This window comes from Sporocytophaga sp., from assembly GCF_017745095.1.
GTDB lineage: Bacteria > Bacteroidota > Bacteroidia > Cytophagales > Cytophagaceae > Sporocytophaga.
This window is the reverse complement of the sequence record NZ_JAGHZZ010000011.1, coordinates 79,371-100,651: the sequence shown is the minus strand read 5'-3', so window position 1 is coordinate 100,651 and position 21,281 is coordinate 79,371. Positions and strand designations below refer to the sequence as shown.

The 21,281-nt window shown below is 34.5% G+C and carries 21 protein-coding genes and 1 tRNA gene; 11 read left to right on the top strand and 11 right to left on the bottom strand.

What is annotated here, in order from left to right; genetic code table 11:
* Positions 1-226: 226 nt before the first annotated feature.
* Positions 227-2,344, top strand: a complete 2,118-nt coding sequence (locus J7604_RS17340) for a PAS domain S-box protein (RefSeq protein ID WP_293898205.1) — start codon at positions 227-229, stop codon at positions 2,342-2,344.
* A gap of 75 nt (positions 2,345-2,419) precedes the next feature.
* On the top strand, positions 2,420-2,920 hold the full coding sequence (locus J7604_RS17335) for a hypothetical protein (RefSeq protein WP_293898202.1): 501 nt from the start codon (positions 2,420-2,422) through the stop codon (positions 2,918-2,920).
* Between the two features lie 396 nt (positions 2,921-3,316).
* Here J7604_RS17335 and J7604_RS17330 read toward each other — a convergent pair whose 3' ends face one another.
* Positions 3,317-4,897, bottom strand: a complete 1,581-nt coding sequence (locus tag J7604_RS17330) for a DUF4157 domain-containing protein (RefSeq protein WP_293898199.1) — start codon at positions 4,895-4,897, stop codon at positions 3,317-3,319.
* Between the two features lie 280 nt (positions 4,898-5,177).
* On the opposite strand from J7604_RS17330, the gene J7604_RS17325 reads away from it, so the two are divergent.
* Complete coding sequence (locus tag J7604_RS17325; protein WP_293898196.1) at positions 5,178-5,726, top strand: M15 family metallopeptidase; 549 nt, start codon at positions 5,178-5,180, stop codon at positions 5,724-5,726.
* A 78-nt stretch (positions 5,727-5,804) separates the two neighbouring features.
* Here J7604_RS17325 and J7604_RS17320 read toward each other — a convergent pair whose 3' ends face one another.
* Positions 5,805-6,482, bottom strand: a complete 678-nt coding sequence (locus J7604_RS17320; RefSeq protein WP_293898193.1) for a carbonic anhydrase family protein — start codon at positions 6,480-6,482, stop codon at positions 5,805-5,807.
* A gap of 520 nt (positions 6,483-7,002) precedes the next feature.
* Between J7604_RS17320 and J7604_RS17315 the strand changes: the two genes are divergently transcribed.
* Positions 7,003-8,565 carry a SpoIIE family protein phosphatase gene (locus J7604_RS17315; RefSeq protein ID WP_293898191.1) on the top strand — a complete coding sequence of 521 codons (1,563 nt, stop codon included), beginning with the start codon at positions 7,003-7,005 and terminating at the stop codon, positions 8,563-8,565.
* A gap of 105 nt (positions 8,566-8,670) precedes the next feature.
* On the opposite strand, the gene J7604_RS17310 is transcribed toward J7604_RS17315, so the two are convergent.
* On the bottom strand, positions 8,671-9,063 hold the full coding sequence (locus J7604_RS17310) for a hypothetical protein (RefSeq protein ID WP_293898188.1): 393 nt from the start codon (positions 9,061-9,063) through the stop codon (positions 8,671-8,673).
* Positions 9,064-9,607: 544 nt separating this feature from the next.
* Here J7604_RS17310 and J7604_RS17305 point away from each other — a divergent pair.
* Together J7604_RS17305 and J7604_RS27070 are read left to right on the top strand one after the other, a co-directional pair.
* Positions 9,608-9,898 carry a hypothetical protein gene (locus tag J7604_RS17305; protein ID WP_293898185.1) on the top strand — a complete coding sequence of 97 codons (291 nt, stop codon included), beginning with the start codon at positions 9,608-9,610 and terminating at the stop codon, positions 9,896-9,898.
* Positions 9,899-10,202: 304 nt separating this feature from the next.
* A complete protein-coding gene (locus J7604_RS27070; RefSeq protein WP_367113583.1) occupies positions 10,203-10,622 on the top strand; it encodes a DUF983 domain-containing protein in 420 nt (139 codons plus the stop codon).
* 90 nt (positions 10,623-10,712) lie between these two features.
* On the opposite strand, the gene J7604_RS17300 is transcribed toward J7604_RS27070, so the two are convergent.
* Positions 10,713-11,576, bottom strand: a complete 864-nt coding sequence (locus J7604_RS17300) for an RNA polymerase sigma factor RpoD/SigA (protein WP_293898182.1) — start codon at positions 11,574-11,576, stop codon at positions 10,713-10,715.
* Between the two features lie 4 nt (positions 11,577-11,580).
* Entirely contained in the window at positions 11,581-12,201 is a 621-nt protein-coding gene (locus J7604_RS17295) for a class I SAM-dependent methyltransferase (protein WP_293898179.1), read from the bottom strand.
* 181 nt (positions 12,202-12,382) lie between these two features.
* On the opposite strand from J7604_RS17295, the gene J7604_RS17290 reads away from it, so the two are divergent.
* Positions 12,383-13,078 carry a Crp/Fnr family transcriptional regulator gene (locus J7604_RS17290; RefSeq protein WP_293898176.1) on the top strand — a complete coding sequence of 232 codons (696 nt, stop codon included), beginning with the start codon at positions 12,383-12,385 and terminating at the stop codon, positions 13,076-13,078.
* 31 nt (positions 13,079-13,109) lie between these two features.
* Here the strand turns inward: J7604_RS17290 and J7604_RS17285 are convergent, their stop codons facing one another.
* Entirely contained in the window at positions 13,110-14,051 is a 942-nt protein-coding gene (locus tag J7604_RS17285; protein WP_293898173.1) for a class I SAM-dependent methyltransferase, read from the bottom strand.
* A 416-nt stretch (positions 14,052-14,467) separates the two neighbouring features.
* On the opposite strand from J7604_RS17285, the gene J7604_RS17280 reads away from it, so the two are divergent.
* Positions 14,468-14,914: a VOC family protein gene (locus J7604_RS17280; RefSeq protein WP_293898170.1), complete on the top strand. Its 447-nt coding sequence runs from the start codon at positions 14,468-14,470 to the stop codon at positions 14,912-14,914.
* A 115-nt stretch (positions 14,915-15,029) separates the two neighbouring features.
* Here J7604_RS17280 and J7604_RS17275 read toward each other — a convergent pair whose 3' ends face one another.
* The 5 genes from J7604_RS17275 to J7604_RS17255 all read right to left on the bottom strand — a co-directional run bounded on the left by J7604_RS17275 (position 15,030) and on the right by J7604_RS17255 (position 18,608).
* Positions 15,030-15,581 carry a dihydrofolate reductase family protein gene (locus J7604_RS17275; RefSeq protein WP_293898167.1) on the bottom strand — a complete coding sequence of 184 codons (552 nt, stop codon included), beginning with the start codon at positions 15,579-15,581 and terminating at the stop codon, positions 15,030-15,032.
* A gap of 65 nt (positions 15,582-15,646) precedes the next feature.
* A complete protein-coding gene (locus J7604_RS17270; RefSeq protein ID WP_293898165.1) occupies positions 15,647-16,381 on the bottom strand; it encodes an AraC family transcriptional regulator in 735 nt (244 codons plus the stop codon).
* A gap of 187 nt (positions 16,382-16,568) precedes the next feature.
* A tRNA-Arg gene (locus tag J7604_RS17265) sits at positions 16,569-16,640 on the bottom strand.
* Positions 16,641-16,673: 33 nt separating this feature from the next.
* Positions 16,674-17,885 carry a GTPase HflX gene (gene hflX / locus J7604_RS17260; protein WP_293898163.1) on the bottom strand — a complete coding sequence of 404 codons (1,212 nt, stop codon included), beginning with the start codon at positions 17,883-17,885 and terminating at the stop codon, positions 16,674-16,676.
* Positions 17,886-17,936: 51 nt separating this feature from the next.
* On the bottom strand, positions 17,937-18,608 hold the full coding sequence (locus J7604_RS17255) for a SirB2 family protein (RefSeq protein ID WP_293898160.1): 672 nt from the start codon (positions 18,606-18,608) through the stop codon (positions 17,937-17,939).
* 73 nt (positions 18,609-18,681) lie between these two features.
* Here J7604_RS17255 and J7604_RS17250 point away from each other — a divergent pair, with 73 nt between their 5' ends.
* From J7604_RS17250 to J7604_RS17240, 3 genes are all read left to right on the top strand, one after another.
* On the top strand, positions 18,682-19,809 hold the full coding sequence (locus tag J7604_RS17250; protein ID WP_293898157.1) for a glycosyltransferase family 4 protein: 1,128 nt from the start codon (positions 18,682-18,684) through the stop codon (positions 19,807-19,809).
* A gap of 92 nt (positions 19,810-19,901) precedes the next feature.
* Positions 19,902-20,447, top strand: a complete 546-nt coding sequence (gene rfbC / locus J7604_RS17245; protein WP_293898154.1) for a dTDP-4-dehydrorhamnose 3,5-epimerase — start codon at positions 19,902-19,904, stop codon at positions 20,445-20,447.
* Positions 20,448-20,576: 129 nt separating this feature from the next.
* Positions 20,577-21,272 carry a polysaccharide biosynthesis/export family protein gene (locus J7604_RS17240; protein ID WP_293898151.1) on the top strand — a complete coding sequence of 232 codons (696 nt, stop codon included), beginning with the start codon at positions 20,577-20,579 and terminating at the stop codon, positions 21,270-21,272.
* The last annotated feature ends 9 nt before the right edge of the window (positions 21,273-21,281 follow it).

Below are 21,281 nucleotides of genomic sequence, written 5' to 3'. Positions count from 1 at the left end.
GCGCACCAGCTATAGCCAGCAAGAGGATTTCCAATCAATTTTTACTATCCCTAAAAGTATAAGTTACAACGCCATAGAATTGTTCAAAACAATTGAATTAACTTTTTAATTTAAATAGAAATAACCATTTGTATTGTCACAAATTTTCTGAATGGTTTAATAGGAAAAAATTGTTTTATATAAACACCAAAATAACTTATAAGTGACATTTCTTCTATAGAATAGCATGAAAAACATTGAGCCTCGCCGGATAGAATTGTCTGAAAAACGCTTTAAAGCAGTTGCTGAATCGGCTACAGACTCTATCTTTATTGCAGATGAGGATTCAACAATTTTATTCTGTAACAAAAAAGCCCTTGAATTATTTGGATATAAAGCAGAAGAAATCCTTGGGCAAAGTTTGACAAAACTCATGCCTGAAAAACATCGTGAGGCGCATTTAAAGGGAATAAAAAGATTCATCTCAAGTGGACAACCAAAACTAATCGGAAAGACATTTGAAATAACTGCTTTAAATAAAAATCAGGTAGAGTTTCCTATTGAGTTATCCTTATCAGCTTGGAAAGAAGGAGAAAAATATTTCTTTGCAGGAATTATAAGAGACATTACCCAAAAACATAAAATACTGAAGGAAATGGAAATCCTTCAAACCATATCAACCGCAATAAGCAAAGCTGATACCTTCAATAATGCATTAAGTTTAACGATAAAATTTATTTGCCAGGAAGCAGGATGGAACTGCGGAGAAGCATGGGTTTTGAACAGGGTCAAACACCTGGTCGAATATGCTCCTGTATGGTATATGAGTGAAGAAAAATTTTTACCATTTTTCGAAGTCAGCAAAGAAGTCTCCTTTAAAGTAGGTGAAGGTATGACTGGAAGTGTTTTTCTCAATAAAACTGTATGGAGTCCTGATATAACTTCTCCAGATAGTGAATTTAAAAGAAAAGAAATCGCAAAACAGGTCGGTCTTAAGAGTGTATTAGGAGTACCAATAGTTACGCATGAGGGAGAAGTATTTGCATCCTTGATGTTTTATTTTACCGAGTCTAGAGAAGAGGATATTATTTTCACTCGCGTGGTAACATCTCTTGCTATACAATTAGGAACTTTTCTTGAGAAGAAACAAACCGAAGAACGATTAAAGGAATCAAGAGATTTTTACTTAACAATTTTAGAAGATTTTCCTGCACTAATATGGAGAACCGATATCGAGGGTAAACCAGAGTATTACAACAAGACATGGTTGAGGTTTGCAGGCAATTGCCTTGAAGATGAGTTAAAAAGAGATTGGGAAACCTCCATGCCTCAAGAAGACTATAAACGTTTAACGAGTGTTTTTGAAGAAGCGTCTTTGCATAGAACCTCATTTGAAGTTGAATTCAGGATGAGAAGATATGACGGACAAATCAGATGGATTTTGAGTTCAGGCCGTCCCTTTTATGATGTAGATAAAAATTTTAAAGGATATCTGGGGGTTTCATATGATATAACAGATCAAAAAACAAACCTTGCCAAGTTAAACAGGTCAAATTTAGAACTACAACAGACAACAGACGAATTGCTGGCAACAGAAGATATGCTGCATAGACTAAATCTGGAGCTCGAAAAAAAAGTGGACGATCGCACAAAAGATCTGAATGAAAAAAATGATACACTTATTAAAATAAATACAGACCTTGATAACTTTATCTATACAGCATCTCATGATTTAAAAGCACCGATAGCAAACATTGAAGGTCTGACAACCATCCTTGATGATGTCGCATCTGAGCCAGCTTTTGAAAACACAGAAGTTATCTCTTTAATTGAAATGATAAAAACATCCATTTCCAAATTGAAAAACACCATCTTAGATCTGACTGAAATTTCTAAGGTCCAAAGAATGGAAAAAGATGATATTGCACCTCAAAATTTAAGCGAGATAATTGAAGATGTAAAAGTTCTACTTTTTGAGCAAATCAAAAAAAGTAATGCAGAAATAATATTAGACTTAAATCAATGTCCTTCTATAGAGTTTTCAAAAAGAGATATCAGAAGTATAGTAATGAATCTATTAAGCAATGCCATTAAATACAGATCAAAAAGGAAACCTGTAATATCTATTAAATGTCACAAGCAGGATAATTATGCCATTCTATCGGTCTCTGACAATGGCATCGGAATAGATCTAAAGCAAGCTAAGCTATTTAAAATGTTTAAAAGATTTAATACGGAAACAGAGGGAGCCGGAATCGGATTGTATATAATCAAAAGAATTATAGATGATGCAGGAGGTAAGATAGAAGTTGAAAGTGAACTCGGCAAAGGCTCTACTTTTAGTGTTTACTTTAAATACCAATGAAGATAATTACACAATTGTTTGATTTGATAATAAACTATATAAACAACTCCCTCATAAATTTTAATATTTAGAATTATGACATTTTACCTGGCAGGCTTAAATCCTTTTATACTATTTTCTCTAATTTTTTTCACCATTTCCATTATCTCAGTCGGCGGTTTAATTATTACACATAAGCACTTTCATTCTATTGAAAAGCAATTGAATGCTTCAAGATTTATAGTTCCTTTCTTTACCATTAACGGAGCTATATTGGGTTTCCTATTAGCAATGGTTTTGGTTGAAACATGGAAAAACTACCAGGGTGAAAAGGAAAACATCACCAATGAAATGTCCAATTATTTAAACATCTATAAAAGCACCAGAGGTTTGGAATACTCCGATTGCGTACGAACAAAAAATTATGTAAAGCAAATTATTAAGTCTACAATAGAAGTGTCATGGCCTGAAATGGAAAATGGGGGAGATGGAGCTACAACAAGTAAAATATTAAACGAATTTCAACTATATGTATTGAAACTAAACCGAAAACTCCAGAACAAGAAAATACCAGAGAACTATTGTTGGAGATTTTGATCAAAGCATCTGAACTTAGGCGTCATAGATTGTTGAAGGCCAGTCAGGACGTGGTACCTGAACCTATGTGGATTGTCATATTCTGTTGTATTTTTATCTCTATCTGTAGTGGCTTTTTTTTTATAATTAAACCTATCCGCATTCATATCATATTAACCCTCTTGCAATGCGCAATGATAAGTTTTGTGCTGTTTCTTATTATTGCATTCATGTATCCATACAGAGGGCCAATGAAAATAGGACCACAGCCATTTGAAAGACTTTTATATAAATCTATTCCTAATGTAGATAATAGCTGAAAAGTATTCGTGAAAGTACATAAAAGTATTTGGATGAATTGTTTACTAACAATGACTAGTATAGGAATTATATTACTCGAATACTAATCAAATTTACTTAATCAGTCTGTACATCATCTCTGATATAATTAATCTTAATATGATCACTCTCAAATTCTAAAGATTCAATATCAACTGTACCTGATTTCTCATGTTGTATGAGCATCCATAAAGAGGAATTGCCATTAGGAGTTCCAAGAATTGCAATAGCTTCGTCAGTTGGTTCTGTAAGGGTCACTGTGTCTCCTTCAAATGCTTCTCTGTTTTCGTCAGCCATGAATATCGTATCCAGAGTTTGAGTGTTTCCGATTTCCTCTCTGCTTATTGAGGTGACTGCGCTGAGCTCTCCAACCTCCGGATACTTCAATCTATATACCTCTTTAGCATGAGATTGCATGAACCAGATGATTTCCGAATTACTTAATGCCGGAGGCAAATTTTCTTTATTTGCAAGTTTTGTATCTAGGTCTCTGAAATTTATGCTGGCATGAAATTCTCCGGTTTTAACATTGAAAGTATTGGCATATAAATAATCCTGATCTTCTTCAAAGACGTCGGAATGAGCATAACCACTGACTTCCTGACTCTCAAGAATTACTATTTCCCCTTTTTTATTTTCATTATCATTTTCACTTTCCTCGCCACTATCATATTCATTATCACTGCCACTACCACTATCATGCTCATTATCACTACCACTGACATCACTATTTCGTTTACGTATAGTGCCACGTGTCATGCATATAGTAACAGATTCTTCATCCGGGAAAAACCAGAAAACCTTATATCCTGCATCAAGAACACTTTGATAAGTCCCTCCATACGTTTCTATCTGTGCTTTTTTATCCGAAGCATTTGTAAACCATTTTACAGCTTCATTCATTTTATCCCTACCGGAAGTAAGACTTTTTTGATAATTGGCTTCTGCAACATCAACAGTATCACCAACCTTTTTTTCATTTCCACGATAATTTTTCGAAAAGTCCTCCTTTGTTATACCATCATCTTTTGACCTTTTCCTTTGAACCGTTATTTGACTCGTCTGTAAATCTTTTGTTTTAATGAACGTCTCATCCCCTTGACCTGCTGTTAAAGCTTTCTCCCCCAATAGGTCCGCTTCCTTTTCCAAACCATCGTCATCATTAATATTTACTTTGTCCTTCATCTGCATTGTAGGCATAACTCTTCCTTGCTTCTGTTGCACAACGTGCCATGCCTCATGAGGCAAATGCTTCTCCTGTCCTGCTCCTAAGTGAATGTCATTTCCTTGCGCAAAAGCAAGAGCATTTAATTGGGCTGGTTGACTTGAATTATGATGTACCTTGACATCATCCATTGAATAACCTGAAAGGTTTTCAATGCCTGATTTAAGATTGTCAGGCAAACCTGTTTTATTTTCCTTCTTCTGGATTGGCTTGTATTGTTGAGCAGAATAATTATCAGCCATAGCTTGTAATTGCCCAGCTTGCTTGGCCTGTGGACTATAATCCAACATCTCTTGCCGTTTTCTTTGTGCAATGGCGGCAGATCGATTATCCACAAAGGGAACTGTTGGTGTACTTCCGACTTCCTTTTGAGAAACTTTATTGATTAATGAATGACTTTTATTATGATTTGTTTTTTCAGAATAAGTATTCATTGTCGTATAGTTTTAAAGAGTGTCAATCAGCATATTATAAATAAATATAAATAAAAACTAAGTGACTTTAGTGTCTTCTTTAAAATTTCTATTCCGGTCAATCAGCATTAACCATAGGATAAGTTCGCTTATCAACTTTGGTCTTTTTGAGCTACTTACTATAAAATTTATAACATTAAGAAAAGTCCCAAAACAGCATCTTTTAACAATTTGCCCTGGCACCTGTATTAGATGGTGCAGGTAATATAAATGATACCGACTACTCAAAATCTTTCATCTTATGCCAGCAGATATAAACCTATTAAAACCAGAATTTCGTGATAAAGTAAATATACTTTTACAAAACTGTTTAAACAGAGGTGTTCAAATGAGACCAAATGAAACTTTGAGAGATCCCTATATACAGGCAAAATATTGGAGACAATCGAGACCGATCGAGCAAATTCAACAGAAAATTGCAACGCTTAAAAATCAAAATGCAAACTTTTTAGCTTCCTGCATTGAAAAGGTAGGCCCTCAACATGGCGATCATGTTACAAACGCAATTCCCGGCCTTTCATGGCATCAATGGGGTGAAGCAATAGATTGTTACTGGGTAGTAGACAATAGAGCAGTATGGGATACCAAAACTATAGTGAACGGATTAAATGGCTATATGGTTTATGCGGATGAGGCTGTTAAGCTTGGTCTTGATGCAGGTTATTTTTGGCATTCATTTCAAGACATCCCGCATGTACAATTAAGAAAAGAATCCAATCCTTCTTTGGTATACAGCCTTGTTGAAATAGACAAAACAATGAAAAATAAATTTGGGACTTTGTTTATATAGGTATAGCTTGGGCACCTTCAATTGAGTAAAAAACCCTGGCTTGCAAAAGCTACAAGCCAGGTAATAGGGAGATATGGATTATTTGATAAGACTTTCTTCAGCTACCATTTTGGCATTGGTATCTGAAGTTTCTTCATCGTAAAAGGTCACCAATCCTGATCCGACATCATACATACCACCAACCAAACTAACTAAACCATTTTGGATCATATCTCTAAGTATAGGACTTCTTTCTGTAATAGCGTTTACCGTAAGCTTTACATTAAGATCAGCGACCTTCTCAACAAACTCTGCGTTAGATGAACTGCGATTTTCCCTAACAGTATCTTCAGCATCAATAGCTGGTTGTATTTTATCTAACAACGTTGTGAGGTTCCCCAATTTAGCATTATCGCAAGCACCTTTGATTGCTCCACACTTTGAATGTCCCAATACAACTATAATCTTCGCTCCTGCCAATTTACATGCAAACTCCATACTTCCAAGTATATCCTCGTTTAAGATATTTCCTGCAATACGAATACTGAAAATGTCTCCAAGTCCCTGATCAAATATTAATTCAGCAGAAGTGCGCGAATCTATGCAACTCAGAATTACAGCAAAAGGATGTTGTCCGTCAGAAGTTTCATTTACCTGTTGTAGTAAGTTACGATTAGCCTTCAGATTATTAATAAATCGCTCATTGCCCTTTTTTAAAAGCTGAAAAGCCTGTTGAGGCGTTATGGCAGCTTGCATTTCTTTGGTTAATGTCTTCATATCTTTACTTTTTACAGCTTAAATTTCAATACCAAAATAATTTGTGGTTAAGCAAAAATATAATCTCCACATTAAGATGCCCTAAAGCTCAGATTAGAAAATGATTAGAATTAGCAGAAAAAAAACTATTATATAACTAATTGGAGATTTTTTAGGAGCATTACCTCCTTTCTGAAACAGAAATCAATGCTCTTTCTATCCAAAAATTCCTCATGGGCCCGTAAACATTATATTTAACCAAAATATTAAGAATGTGAAAGCAATATGCGTCTGAAGGAATAATATCGTGTAAACTTTATGCCAACAGTGACTTTTACATTAATCAACAAAAGTATTAAGTTGATAAGTTAAAATGCCCACTTTAATTGATCACAGGGCATTTAAAGCCGGTGGCATTACATTCAATTTTTTACAACTAATTTAATAAAACTTACAACATCCCTCCCTTCAAACTCCGATTTCGTTTAAATACTCTTATAAGTGTTGCATTATAGGTAGAGCATTAACGATAATATTGTATATGAGGAACATTGGCTCATTCATTTTTCTTATTACTCTTTTCCTTTTTCAACCCGTTGAAGGAGCTGATAAAAAAAGTAGTTCGGGAACTGGTGTAGAGGATAAACGATCAATTGTAATAAAAGCAATAGAAACTGCAGAATTACATGATAAGTCTGGTAAAACTAAAAAGGCAATTACCGAACTTGAAAAAATAATTGAGACAGCAAAGATCTGCGGAGATGAAAAGCTGTTAGCAAAGACTTATGAATTACTAGTAAAGTTCAATCATAAAACAGGAGCTCGTAAAAAAGAAGAAGAGTATACCTATTGGTTGAATCTTATTAAAACGGCAGCAGAAAAGAAACAGCTGGAAAAGCAATCGAGAAAGGATGAATTGGAAATGTCTAAGCTTAGAGAACAAACTCTTAATGCCGAATGGATTAAGGAACAGACAGAAGAAGAGCTTAACAGACAAACTGATTCACTACGCAAAACCAAAGACTCTCTGGATCTTCTCGATTTAAAAAATAAGGAACATCTTGCTCAAATAGATTTATTAAAAAAAGAAAAAGAAATTGAAGATTTGAAAATTAAAGAGCAGGAATCAAGATTAAAAAATCAGGAACTTGAGATTAAGGAGAAAGACGCCCGACATAGGTTTATTACAGCAATAATCGCTTCTTTAATTTTAGGTATAATAACCCTCTCTGTATTAGCTTATGTGATTTATAAAAACTTACGCCAAAAGCGACAATATAGCGATCAGATTGAGAAACAACTAGGTGTGATAAAACATCAGCACGACAACATTACCAATTCGATCAACTATGCTCAGAAAATTCAGAATGCAATGCTGCCAAATGAGAGTAACTATCAGCATCTATTTGATGATTCTTTCATTCTCTTCAAACCGAAGGATATAGTGAGCGGAGATTTTTATTGGTTCTTTAATGTTAGTGATGGTGATGAAAGAAATGAGGATAATAAAGTTATAGTTGTTGCTGCCGATTGTACAGGTCATGGTGTTCCCGGAGCGTTGATGTCTATGGTTGGATACAATTTACTAAACATGATTGTATACAATAAAATTTATGAGCCCCATTTAATACTCACTGAGCTTAATAAAAATGTAAGGTCTGCCCTTCAACAAGATAAGAATGATAATAAGGATGGCATGGACATGGCCTTATGCGTGATTAATCGCAAAGATAAAACCATTGAATTTGCAGGTGCAAAGAATCCATTGATCGTAATCAAAAACGGAGAGCTTGAACATTTAAAAGGTGACAAGCATCCAATAGGTGGCTCTCAAGGACAGGCCCATAGAGATTTTACCAAACATATCGTCTCTTACGATGGTGATACTCATATCTATCTATTCTCAGATGGATACGAAGATCAGTTTGGAGGGCCGGAAAGCAAGAAATTTATGGTAAAAAATTTAAAAGATCTGCTCTTGAAAATTCATAGAGAGCCCTTCAATAAGCAGAAGGATATCCTGAATAAAACTATTGAAGACTGGAAGGGAACGAAAGAGAAGCAGATTGATGATATATTGGTAATGGGAATAAAAGTGAATTAAAAGAAGTTGCTATATATAATGACAATCCCAATAATTCTCATTGCAACAAATGAGTACTATTGGGATTGAATTATTTCACTTACTAAATATGAACTTCTGGAAAATCTATCTCCTCAAAAGGGAGAATCTTATTGTTGCAAAAATTCCAATTACTTCGAAAGCTGCAATTCCTGCTACTGCCCACCAGTATTTCTTTAGGTAATGTTTTGCTATTGGCATTACTACTTTTTTCCCTTCATCAGTTTTAAGGAAAGCAACAATAGCACTTGCTGCTGCTTCTGTCCCCATTTCCGCCACTGGAGCGAGGGCATTTGTCAAAGCTCCTGTAGTTTGTTCAGCCAGTTTTCCTTCTTTTGGTAACAGATCTTTGTTGTCCAGGTTAACATCAACCGCTGCTTCCACCTCTGAACCTTTGGAGGTAACTGATTCCCCCACATTTTTAACTGTATCTAATACACCCATTTTACACCTCCTCCTTTCTCCTGTTATCTCTTTCATCTATAACAAAATTGAGCAGTGTATTAGTTGTATTTGATTCAAAAATTTTAAAAAATTAAAAACCCCAATGTTCGGATAAATCACTTTATATCCATATTTGACAAAATACCCATTAGCTTCAGCACGATCGAAGCCTTTAGAATCATACCAATTATTAACCCAATGAGGATTTGCAAGGAATAGGGAACCTGTATCTCCTCAATCAACCTCCCCTCGAAAGAATAGTGAAACCTACAGTCCATATGACCCATGAGCCCAAGAATTGTTAAATAGATAAATCAAATTTGGCCTACATAAATCAACGAGTCGATTGACTTTTGTCAATGTCTATATGAATTCAAACTTTTAACTTTGTCTCCGATTTAATTATACCGAATCCATTTGATATAGGCTATAAGGAAAGTATAAGTTGTTCCCTATTTCAAATAATAAAGAAATACTTTCAGGGCATTGGATTTTGGTTCCATTTCAAAGAATTCCCTAAGAACCCTTTAATGCATGATGGATCTTGCATGCCTATTGTTGAATCAAATAAATCATAATTATGATAGAATATTTGCCAAAAACAGATGACCAATTGCTTTCTTGGTTGAAAAATTTTTCTGATCAATTGAAATCTATAGGAGGATCTTTGGGTATAACTCCTGCCGAAGTATCTTCAATGAGTGCTTTAATTTTAGATATAAAGACAGATATACGAGGTGACAGATCAGGGAGTGAATTAGAGATAAAAAAAGAAAAGATGTTTAAATTCTTAAATGATTTGGTGATAAAGATGAAAGCAAATCCTGCTTATAATGAAACTGACCATGGGAAGAAGTTAAATATAAAATAAACATATTTAAATTTTTTATTTGAGTTATTTATCTTAAGTAGAATTGTAGGAAAATTTCGTACGGAAATCTGCATAGGCAAAATTTTCATTCTTATATACACGACCAATGATCATATTTGTACGAGAAGATATAATGCAATAAAGATGATTATTTAATCAGCAAACACAGATTCTTTAATTAACTCCTTAGAGGGTGTTCCAAATTGAGTTGTCATTCACATTAAGAAATAATTTTGGGGAAAGTGGTACACGCTTCTCAAAGTGGTTAAATAAAAATTGATTTAATATTGGGAATAGAGTAAGAATGCTAGATACAATAAGTTCATTGATAAAATGCAAATGTCCCAAATGTCATAGGGGCAATTTATTCATATATTCTAATCCTTATAGAATAAAGCGAGTAGTTGAAATGCCGGAAGAATGTTCTTGTTGCGGGCAAAAAACAGAACCTGAGCCTGGATTTTATTATAAAGCGATGTATTGTACCTATATAATTTGGGTGACAATATTTGTAATGAATTTTTTAGTATTAGGTCTATGGTTAGACCTGTCTCCATTTAGTTTCATATCACTTTATACTATTCAATTAATTATACTGCTGCCATTTATTTTTAGATATGCTAGGGTAATCCATATCTATATTTCTGTTAAATATGATAAGAATGCAATTTATAAACATCCTAATAAGGTAATGAGATCTTCTACTCATAAACCTATTGATTAAATCACTAGGTTTCATTTAATGAAAACTAGCCATTTCACTTTGATCTTATCTTTAATCTATAAGTTTATTGAGCTAGAGCTTAGTCACATTTTATACATAATGACTTTTTAATGTATTACTGAAAGAAGCAGTCATTAGTCTTTTTAGTGCCTGATTTTTTATTTGTCTAACTCTTTCCCTTGAAATGTTCATTTCCTTACCTATGTCTTCTAACATCATCGGAGTAGTTCCGTTTAAACCATAATATAGCGTAACCACAGTTCCCATTTGCTTGGGGAGTTTCGAAACGGCTCTTCTTATATCTTCTTTTAATGATGTTTGATGTAATTCAAAATCTGGATTAAGAATTGTATTGTCCTCTAGCAGATCTAACAAGCAGTAATCTGAGTTTGATTCAAATGGAGCATCAATTGACGCTTGCTTCATATCTGTTTTTAAAATCTGAGAGAGTTCCATTGTTGGAATATTTAGTACAACAGATAATTCTTCCAGAGAGGGCTCTCGTTCAAACTTTTGTTCTAGCGTGGAACTGGTATTATTGATTTTAATTAGTGCACCTATTTGATTTTGCGGCACTCTTACAATTCTTGAATTTTCGGAAACTGCATGCATGATGCTTTGACGTATCCACCACACAGCATAAGAGATAAATTTAAAACCTCTTGACTCATCGAACCGTTGAGCAGCTTTAATTAACCCAAGGTTTCCTTCATTAATAAGATCTCCAAGAGTAAGTCTTGAATGCTGATACTGCTTTGCGACCGAAACAACAAATCTAAGATTCGCTTGAACTAATCGTTCTAGCGCAATGGCATCACCGTTCTTTATCTTTTGAGCTAGCTTAACTTCTTCTTCTGCGTTTATTAAAGGAATCTTACTAATTTCGAATAAATACTTTTCAATGGAATCGGATTGTCTATTCGTTATTTGTTTGGTAATTTTTAATGCTCGCATTTTATTAAAGATGAATAGGAATAGTCGTTTCTTCTTTATCTTTTAGCCAATATTTAAGACTAAAATTGTTTTCTGCTTTAATCAAAGTAAAACAAGAAGGGATTTCTGTATCAAAGCCAGAATAGGTAGCAATTCTGGTTCCTAATGGCATTTTAGAAAATTGAGTTTGTAAATAGTTTTTATACTGAACATATTTCTGAATTGATAATTTTATTCTATCATCAATTTTACAGTCAACTTCAATGTTTTCATAAAATGAATTGAAGAAATAAAAGGCATCAAACTTTGAAAAATCAATGGAAGTAATATTAGCATGAATAATGTTTATATTACTTATATTATATTCTTCGATTATTTTTTGGGAAAGGTCAACAAGATCTTTTCTTTGCTCAACTCCATAAAAGACTCCAGAAGAAGTTTGTGCTCCTACAATGCAAAATTTTCCTACACCCGATCCAATATCTAAAATTTTGATATTGGGTTTCGTTACTAAAAATTCGGCAGCCTTTTTTGCTACATTAATGGGAGTCCAATGCTTTTGTGACTTTGCTTGAATTTCTAACGGATAAATTTTGTCAAATTCTTCGTCTTTTACAGGAAGATTATATCGTAAAGCTCTTATCATACAAGCATTATCTAAATAATTTTAAGAATATAAAATTAGCTTATTGGATCATCTATTCCATTGATTAAAATCAATGGAATCATTGACTTAATATGTATTTTGCGATATTATCCTTATATTGAATTAGAATTTTATTTATATATTAATTTTGATAAGAATTTAAATAGCTTGTTTACTTAATATGAATCTAATACCAATAGATCAATTTTATTTCAACAATGATTCAATTTTTGATAATCTATCTGAAGGGGAACTTGAACTATTGAACTCTCGCATGGTGACCTTAAAGTATAAGCAAGGACAGATCATATTTCAAGAAGGAGGATTGCCGTTGGGTATCTTTATAGTGAAGCAAGGGAAAGTGAAAAAATATAAAACTGGTATTGATGGTAAGGAACAAATCTTTTATGTCTGTAAAGAAAAAGAATTGATTGGATATCATGCTCTATTGTCAGAAGAATATTATTCTGATTCTGCAGCTACTATGGAAGACTCTATTATATCTATGATTCCTAAAGACGATTTTTTAAAAGTATTAAATATCTCTTCCGTGTTATCTAATCATTTATTAAAAAATTTAAGTCATGAATTTAGTGTACTTATAAATAGCATTGCTATACAATCTCAAAAATCAGTAAGAGAACGGTTGGCATTAGCTCTACTTATCTTGAAAGATAAGTATAAAGAGAATATTGTTAATGATATAATCCATATTACATTATCAAGAGACGATTTGGCAGGCATTGTAGGAACTGCAAAAGAAACGCTGGTGAGGCTTTTACATAACTTTAAGGATGAAAGTTTAATCAGGACAGAAGGTAGGGCAATTATTATTTTGGACACAAAAGGATTAGCAAAAGTCGCAAATTTTAAGTGATAAATTCTTGCCATAAGAAGCAAAATAATTCTTACAAAAGAATTTCAGTTACGACACCAACAGCACCGCCTTCTTTTAATTTATGTCCCATAAAAAAAAAGTCCCCTAACTTCAAATTTTCACTTTTAACAAACGCTTTCAATACTGATTCTGCATTCTTGGAAAAGTCTAGAGTGAAATAGAACATTTCATTGGTCATTTTAATACCTTCAATCAAGGTAAATCTTTTGTCATAAAAATCAGTTACCATTACACTTCCAGAACTGATATGTTGTTTGATTTCTTTTATCGTTTTCCGCACGTCGTTTTCAGAAAGATACAGAGTTACACCTTCCCACAAAAAGAGCGATTTCTTATTTCTATCATAACCTGATTTTTCCAGTTTTTCATACCATTTTTCAGTAGTAAAATCTATATCAACGAAAGCAACATGAGAATAATCAATGTTCGCTTTATCCAAACTCTCAATTTTGATTTTTTGAGTGTTCGCTTTGTCAAGTTCAAAGAACTTCAAATTACTTTTCTTCAAATCGCCATAACTTCTCATATCATAGCCTGCGCCCATTACTACGAATTGTGTAACGTTATTCTTTTGCTTTTCAATAATTTTGTCAAAATACACACTACGGCTCGCTGGAATACTATTCACTAAACTTGTCAATGTTTCTTTTCCTTCTTCGAATCTTGCAGGATAAATTCTGTAGCGAATGTAAGTCGGAAAGAAATACAACCAAAAACCAACTATAGAAGCAGTCGGTAATGCAGCGTATAATCTTCCTGAGAGTTCATCTTTGCGTATTCCTAAAATGTTTGCGGTAACTCTTCCTCCAAGAGCAGATAAGGCCGTTGCAGAAACACCCAATTTTTTGCTTACAGAAAGTTGTTTGTATGCAAGTATCACAACTCCGATGATTGACAAAGGAAGAAATAATATTTGAACTATTACGAATACTATTAAGGCTATGTATTTCATTTCAAATGCTCCTCATTGGCTTAGTCTCAACATAGCTGGAAACTTAATTATTCTGATTGATACACTAATTAACATTAAAATACCAATAAATTTTTCGAAACGTATTTACTCTAGCTCAAACTGCTGATTTTCCTCCACTGATTCCAGTGTTCCAAAAGAATCAATGATAGAGCGATTATATTTCTTTAATGAGAACAGATTTAAAAATATAAGTATTGCTAGACAATCGCAATACTCGACAAACCTATTACAAATGAGGGCTATAGGGTAAATTTCTATACCTATATTCGACTTAAGGTAAATAGCTCTTTTACCTAGGTCCACTGCAATATTTTTTGCAACACTAAAGGGCTTGAAAGAATAGCCAACTAAACAAAGATGTATACGGGTGGTTACATTAAAAAAATTATTTCAATATGATACCACCAAATGTTCCAATCCCCGAAAAAGGATTTTATGTTACTCATTTTTTAACAGTTAGAGACCAGGCAATATCTGCTAACTTTTATTCTGAAGTACTTGGAGGAACTGTAATTGTAAAAGAAAATCCCTGTGTGATCAAACTGTCAAATTCATGGTTAATTTTAAATTCAGGAGGAGGACCAACACCCGATAAACCTGATACTATTTTAGAGGCTCCTCAAAACTCAAATAAAGTAGATAGCTTTTTAAATTTAAGAGTTGCGGATATCCAGTTATGCTATAGAGAATGGAAAGAAAAGGGTGCAACTTTCCTGACTGAGCCCTTAAATAATCATGGATGGGAAATGAGATGTTACATGAAAGATCCCGATGGCTATATCATTGAAGTCGGCCAGTCACTTCAAAAATCATTTGATTCCATGTATCATATCAGCGTTTAGTTATGAAAGTAGAAAAGGAAAATTCTTTAACTATTAAAAGCAAGAGCTCGAGCAACTGCAACAGATGATGACTAAATCCTCTAGTTCTCTACTCTCACTCTTGCTCCAATCAGGCTTACTTCAAATTCTCTGGCTCATAAGTAAATTGTACAACTCCTGATCTAAAAACATCAGTCTTAATTAATTTCAAGTTGATGCGTTCTTTTAAATCTTCAAATAAAGGCTTTCCATTACCCAAAGCTACAGGATGTACAGAAATTTTATAGATATCAATAAGTCCCGAATTTATAAATGTCTTTATAAGGCTTGCTCCTCCGTAAAGCCAGATATCCTTGCCTTCTTGCTTTTTTATTTCTGTTACTTTATTTATTATGTCTGAAGTTATGAAAGTGGCTTTTTCACTTTGTCTGCTTTGGTTTGAAAAAACAAATTTTCTCTTGGAATGAATTCCTTGCCACATCATTTTTTCTGCCTGGCCTGTATTCTCGTCGGGTTGAAAATTTCCCCAGGCATCATAACTTACTCTGCCATAAAATATAGTGTCAATGCTTGATATGAAAGCATCAAAGTTCATATCATCGTCCATTATACACCAATCGATTTCTGCGTTAGGGCCTTCGATAAAGCCATCCAAGGTCATTGCTAAATTTAAAATTACCTTTCTCATATAAACATGTTTTGGGCAAAATTAGAAACCATTCCATTATCAGACTTTGGAGAAATGCGACAAAATTAAAGTTGAGATGGTGCAAGTCCTGTATTTCTTTTTATTTCATTGGTGAGATGTGAATGGTCATAATAACCGCATTCAAAAGCAATGTCTAATAGACTTCGTTCCTGAGCAGAATTTTTAATAACTGACATTGCATTTTGAAAGCGAACAATATTTGAAAACTCCTTGGGAGTAATGCCTATTTGAATTTTAAAATTTCGTTCTAATTGTCTCACAGTTGTATTGTTTCTTCTTGAAATTTCATAAATGCTAAGTTGACCATTTGATTTATGAATATCTTCAATAACTGACTTTAGAGGCCGGTGCTTGGTCATAGTCCTATCAATAAAAAATCTGTTGAGATATTTTAAGGAATGCTTATTGATTTTTTCAAGGTTAAATGAATGTCGAGGCTCAAACTCTATTGTTGAGTTTATCAATTCATTTTGAGGGGCAAAGTTATAGAAAACTGAAAATGCTGCTGGTTTCAGGCATACACCCAACAGATGGGTGTTAGCATCAATAAAGCTATCCTTAAAGGAAGTCATTGTTCCTACAGCATATGTTTTCCCATGAGCCATAGAAACCAAGCCATTATCGGTTCTGCATGTATCACCTAAATTAATAATCAACCCCGAGCATCCATCAGGAAAAGTACGCTCCCATTGATTGTCGTTGCCCTCGCCCTTCAATTCCCAAAAGGAATGAATATATGGCTCTAATTCTTTAGAAGGTTTTATGTCTTGATATTTCATTGCTCTTGAGAGTAATCATTTTACAATGAGTGTAAAAGATAAAATAAACGTAATTCCTTTAATTATAGTGGCAAAAATATCTGGAAAAATGACTCAGGCGAAGGAACCATAAAAAAGCAAGAGTCTGAGCAACAGCCGCAGAAGGAAAACTTCTCTTGCTCTATACTCAAACTCTTGCTGTATTCTGTAGCCTCGACAGGAATCGAACCTGTATCAAAAGTTTAGGAAACTTCTATTCTATCCATTGAACTACGAGGCCTCGAAAATGAGGCTGCTAAAATATATATTTTCCTCAATAAATCAAATAATTCGGGTAGATCATCAAATGCTTTTCCTTGACTTTCTTTCCTATTATTTCTCTTAATTCATCGATATTCTCCCTCTGTGTCGCACTGATAAATACCGTCGCAAACTGGTTTTTGTTAAGGTAACTTGCCTTCAAATGCTCCAATGAAGCCTTTATAACCTCTGCCTCACTGGTTTTCTCCCCTTCCAGCTCACTTTGCTCAACTTCCGGATGATATTGATCTATTTTATTGAATACAAGTATTACAGGCTTATCTGCTGCTTTTATATCCGCCAGCGTAGCATTTACAACTTCGATATGCTCTTCAAACGACGGATGGCTAATGTCCACAACATGAATCAAAATATCTGCTTCCCTTACTTCATCTAATGTTGACTTGAAACTTTCAATCAACGTTGTCGGAAGTTTTCTTATAAAACCTACTGTGTCAGAAAGCAGGTATGGAATATTCAGATAATTGATCTTTCTAACTGTAGCATCGACTGTTGCAAAAAGCTTATTTTCAGCAAATACATCAGACTTGGAAAGCAGGTTCATAAGCGTTGATTTACCAACATTTGTATATCCTACCAATGCAACCCTTACAATATCTGTCCTTGATTTTCTCTGAGTAGCATTTTGCATGTCGATCTTTTTCAGCTTCTCTTTCAGAAGCGTGATCTGATCACGGATAACACGTTTATCTGTTTCTATCTCTTTCTCTCCTGATCCACCCCTTGTACCTGTACCTCCTCTTTGTCTCTCAAGGTGCGTCCACATTCTTGTAAGACGGGGCAACAGGTATTGATAACGGGCAAGTTCTACCTGAGTTCTGGCTTGTGCGGTCTGTGCCCTGTTCATGAAAATTTCAAGAATAAGGAGACTGCGATCGTATATTCTTACCTTAAGCTCATTCTCCAGGTTTTTTAGTTGAGAGGGAGAAAGGTCATCATCAAAAATCACTCTGCTCACAGAATGAGCGGTCACATATGCCTGTATCTCCTCGAGCTTACCTTTACCTATAAAGGTACGACGATCAGGATGGTCTACCTTTTGGGTAAACCATGCAAGTGTCTCTACTCCTGCAGTGCTGGCAAGAAATGCCAATTCTTCAAGGTATTCCTTAGCCCTGTCCTGCGGTTGTCTTTTATGAATAAGCGCTACAAGTATCGCTGTTTCTACTGCCTTTTTTGTCTCGTTTCCTGTATTTGTTTTCATCACCTAAAAGCAACAATAATTCTTTGCGTCTTATTCGAAATAGAGAAAAAACTATTTCTTTAATGTATTAACATACAGAACCAGATTATCTACTTCCTGTTCTGTTAGTCTGCCTTCATAGCCAGCCATTAAACCTTTTCCTTTAAGGATCATTTCCTTCTTCTCAGCATCAGTAAGCTGAGAAACGGTAAGATCTTTTGCCCCTGCAAGACCTTGTTTCCCATCTACACCATGACATCTTGCGCATTCCTTCTCAAATATAGCTTTAGCATTGCGAAGACCATTGTCAGCATTTTCCTGAATTATTTCTTCAGAAGCTGCTGAAGATTCCTCAGAAACAGAGGCTGGAACTTCGATTTTTTGTTTTGTCAATGTTAAGCTTTTTGTAAGTGCAATGCCTAATACATAAAGGAATCCCAATAATGCAATTACAGTCAATGCTTTGTTTTTCTTTTTAAGACCGACAATTCCTAAAGGAATACAAGCCAGCACAATAACAATTTTAGCAATAATATAAGGTTGGGTATTTTTCGTCGCGTAAAGTAAATATCCTCCGGTAATCAGGATAAGGGTACCCATAATCATTTCCAAAACCTTGGTCTTTTCTCTTATTTTATCGAGTTGCTCGTATTTATTTAACAGTAAAAGAACCGTTTTAATAATAAATGTGATCAAGAAGATCACCACCACGAGATTATGTGTGTGCAAAAAGCCTTTATCCATAAAATTATATTTGTTTCAACCCAAAATTAATTTTTAGTTTGTAAAAAATCTAATTTATAGAGGTTACAGGATAATGAAAATTGCGATTTCTGTTAATTCCAGCTGGAATATCTTCAATTTCCGATTGGGACTTGCCAGACATTTAATGAATTGTGGTTTTGAGGTGTATGCAATTTCTCCTGAAGACGAGTATTCCCCTGAGCTTATCCGCGCTGGCCTTAAATATTTTCCCGTAAGTGTGCAAAGTAAAGGTAGCAGCGTCCTCAACGACTTCCGCTACATGCTGACACTCAGATCTGTTTATAAAAAAATCAAGCCCGATCTCATTTTGCACTATACCATCAAGCCTAATATTTATGGGACTTTGGCTGCGGCAAGCCTGGGAATTCCGGTAATTAACAATGTCTCCGGGCTTGGTACTGTTTTTTTGCATGATAATATTTCCACAAAAATTGCCAAAACTCTTTACAGATTGGCATTCAGATTTCCCCAAAAAGTATTTTTCCAAAATGAAGATGACAGAAGCTTATTTGTCAAAAAAAATCTGATAGCTATCAATAAAACTGCCCTGGTCCCTGGATCTGGGGTTGATACAGAAAAATTTCGCCCTTTCAGGGAATATAGAAAGGGAAAGCCCTTCAGGTTTTTGCTTATGGCAAGGCTGCTTTATGATAAAGGAATTATTGAATACATCAAAGCAATAGAATTAATCAAGCCAAGGCTGGATGCTATATTTATGCTTGCAGGCAGCCTAGATGAAGAAGCAAAACTAGGCATCCTTCCTGCTCAGTTGGAAGATTGGATCAGCAGAGGTTTAGTTGAATATAAAGGATTTGAAAAAAATTCTCTGAAACTATATCAGGAAGCTGATTGCGTGGTTTTGCCAAGTTACAGGGAAGGGACTTCCAAAAGTCTGCTGGAAGCTGCTTCATGCGGAATTCCCATAGTTACTACAGATGTACCTGGTTGCAGGGAAGTTGTCGAGGATGGGATTAATGGCTTTCTGTGCAAAGCTAAGGACCCTCAAGATCTTGCAGTGAAGATGGAAGCCTTGTACAACCTGCCGGAAGAAGCCTATTCAAAAATGGCTATCAAATCCAGGGAAAAAGCTCAAAAGCAATTTGATGAAAAAATAGTTATTAAGACTTATGAAGCTGCAATTATGCAAATTTTAGCAGCGAAAACAGGGCAAAAACATTAATTTGAGAGAAAATAATACATTTGCTCTTTCATTTGCCCTTATTTCAAATTTGCAAATAAAAATAGTTGAAAATCTTTACTAAATTTGATCATATGCACTTTAGAGAATCTTACATTAAAGATCTTTTTGAAATAACTCCAAGAGTATTCAAAGACGACAGGGGTTTCTTTTTTGAATCCTATAATACAAAAGTTTTTAAAGACAATGGACTGGACCTCACTTTCGTTCAGGATAATCAGTCTTATTCTATTCCAGGGGTAGTAAGAGGCCTTCATTTTCAGAATGCTCCGCATGCTCAGGGTAAATTGGTAAGGGTTATAAAAGGGAAAATCTTGGATGTGGCTGTGGATCTAAGAAAAGACTCTCCTACTTTCGGCAAATACGATACGTTTATACTTGATTCGGAGAAATGCAATATGGTTTATGTTCCCGAAGGCTTTGCTCATGGTTTTTCAGCATTGGAAGAAAGTGTTGTTTTCTACAAATGCACCAATTTATATCACAAAGAATCTGAGTCTGGTATCATCTGGAATGATCCGACTTTAAATATAGACTGGATGGTAAAAAATCCTTTGGTTTCTGATAAGGACCAACTTTTAAAACCGTTAAAAGAATTATTCTCTCTTTCGTCATTATAAAAATTCAGGGGAAAATCACTTTCCCCTGAATGCATTCATAGTATGAGTATTCAAAGACTACTTCTCTATTTTATTTGTATTCAGTTGACATTCGGGCTCTTTTCCTGCAGAATGTTTAACCATAGCAGGATGTTCAAGACAGAGACTGAATATGTGGTTGATTCGGTAAGGCAAATTCTGAAAGAAGGTACTCCTACTTATCTCATACAAAAAAATGACTATCTAGAAGTTTCCATATATACAAACGGCGGTGAACGGCTGGTTGATCCCAACAATGAAATGATGATCAATCAGAACAATTACCAGAACAGAGTAGAGAGACCAAAGTACCTTGTCCGTCAGGATGGAAAAGTTAGACTTCCGATGATTGGCGAAATTTCCCTACTAGGGAAAACACTGAGAGAAGCAGACAGCCTTTTAAGTCTTCACTATTCAAAATTTTATGAAGATCCTTTCGTTATTACCAAGTTTGGGAACAAACGGGTAATAGTGCTTGGCCCCCAGGGAGGCAAGGTAATTCCACTTGAAAATCAAAAATTAAATCTGGTAGAAGTAATCGCTCTTTACGGTGGAATTCTGGAAAACGGAAAAGCTTTTAATATCAGACATATTAGAGGAGATTTAAAAAATCCTGATGTGACAATTGTAGATTTATCAACCATAGAAGGGATGAAAAAGGCAAACCTTCAGGTTGAACCTAACGATATAGTCTATATCGAACCTGTAAGAAGAGTGCTGAGCGAATCTGCCAGAGAAATTGCTCCGATTATTTCCGTTCTGGGTACTTTAATCACTTTGATCGTATTAATTACTACCGTCAAATAATTTTAATTC